The following is a 2,111-nucleotide window of genomic DNA, read 5'->3' on the forward strand; positions in this document are numbered from 1 at the left end:
CTGCTGTTTCTAATAATTCCCATGTCTATGGTAATGCTCATGTCTATGGCAATGCTATTATTTATGATAATGCCTATATTTATGACAATGCTAGGGTTTATGAATACGCTCGTATAGCAAATGACGTACATGTTTATGAAAATGCTCATATCCATGGCATTGCTGTTATTCGTGAAAATGTCGGCGGGTCTACTAAAATAAAAACCTATATTGAACAGCTTTCCCCTTATAGCGAATTAGAGATTGTCTGGGTTTAATTAATAAAGCTGTGTAAATGAAAGTACAGGCGCGGTGGGGGCGCCTCCTTTCAATCCAATTTTTCCATTTCAAATTTTATCAAACGTTTATCACATTAGATTGTGAGGGTCCTCCTATGTGTAAAAAATACGAATTAACCAGTGAAATAAAAAAAATCAAACATGCTCTTACTCGCAATATTACAAGCCTTTATCGCATTCGTGCTTTAAGGGATTTTGATGATGTCAAGGCGGGGGATTTAGGTGGTTTTATTGAAAAGGAAGTTAACCTATCCCATGATGGCAATTGCTGGGTCTATGATGAGGCTTGTGTCTATGGTCATGCCCGTGTTTATGATGATGCAAAAATACGGCATTATTCTCAAGTCTGTGGTCTCGTTTATGGCAATGCTGAGGTCTATAGCAAGGCTTTTATCTCTCAATATGCAAAGATTTATGATCAGGCTTGTGTTTATGGGAGTGCTCATGTGTATGGCAATGTTTATGGCAATGCTCATGTGAGTGGTGCTGCCCGCGTTCTTGCTGATGCTCATATTTATGACCATGCCCATATTTCTTATGATGCTACGGTTTTTAGTTATGCACGCGTCTATGGTCATGCCAAGGTTTGTGGCTCTGCTTGCATTTATAGCCATGCGAAAATTTATAATTATGCTGTGATTAATGGTCGTGCAAAGATTTATGGCAAGGTCTATGGCAATGCGCGCGTGGGGGGCTCTTGTGAGATTTATGGCTCTGTTTATGGCAATGCAAAAATCTCACATTGTGCAACAATCTGGGGGCGTGCTTATGGCAATGCAACAATCAACACAAAAAGCAAAGCAAAGTTGGTTCCAAAAAATTATGAGGTTTATGAAAACAACAATGTTGTTAAGATTATTGATAAAACAGAATAAAAATAGGTATGGGAGCACCTTCTTGATGGCTATAAACGCATCATAAAAGAAAGAATTCATAAAAGAAAGCCGTGCCAACTGATATGACGCGGCTTTCAAATGTCTATCCTTATGAATCAACCCTAATTAAGGTAATAACGCGTATATACAAAACGTATTATATTACAAGCGCTCTATTAGAGATATGAAAACTTATCAAAAGGAATGTAAATGATGCGTATGATCTTTAATCACTCGTTTGAATGAGAGAGCCTATAAACGCTTTTCGTTTCTCTCAAACGTATTAATCATAACACCCTCATTTGTGAGGTGGTCTTTTGAAATAAAGCACATGATCAAAATGCTTCTTTTAAAACAAGCTCTCATAAAGACAATAAACAACCAAACAACCGCTTTTATCAAACGCAAGGCTTTAAAAACTGTTATAAACATCAGTTTCAAACGTTTAAACGTTCATGTAGAGAGGTTCTCATAAGCGTATTTTTACTTTTCTTTAAATGTAACTTTTTACAAATAAGCTGGCTTAATTTTGAGTTGGAAAAATCAACCAGCTCAAATTCGAGCTTGTTATCTTTAGAATAGAGCATTCTTTAAACAATGGCGTTTTGTCTAAAAATTTAGAAAAATTCCATGCCTTGTGATGTTATAACGATTTTGAAGTTTGTTTGCTTATCTTGTCTAAAGAGATGCCCTCAAATTTGAGGAGACCCCTTTTGATTTCGTATTTTTAAACGATAACTTTTAAAACGTTTTTTGCTCACTTGCTTGCACTATATTCATTAAAAGGCTTTTGATTTCATAAGATATAACGTTTTGAATTTCATTACCTTTATTTCCTACCTCGGTAAAAAAATACCGTGGTTATAAAATCAATCTTGTCTTTAAATCCTTTGTGCAATCTTTATGAATTAAACCTATAAGCTTATGAATGCTTCAAACCGTTAATTGCTTTAATGCC

At 35.5% G+C, this 2,111-nt stretch carries 1 protein-coding gene and 1 pseudogene; both read left to right on the top strand.

All coding sequences use genetic code 11. The features are described from left to right. Window positions 1-257, top strand: a pseudogene (locus PVV57_RS10090) (hypothetical protein); the annotation flags it as partial. A 116-nt stretch (window positions 258-373) separates the two neighbouring features. Further along, a complete protein-coding gene (locus PVV57_RS10095) occupies window positions 374-1,153 on the top strand; it encodes a hypothetical protein (protein WP_273719454.1) in 780 nt (259 codons plus the stop codon). Window positions 1,154-2,111 lie beyond the last annotated feature (958 nt).

This window comes from Bartonella sp. AU15XJBT (assembly GCF_028618615.1).
Taxonomy (GTDB): Bacteria; Pseudomonadota; Alphaproteobacteria; order Rhizobiales; family Rhizobiaceae; genus Bartonella.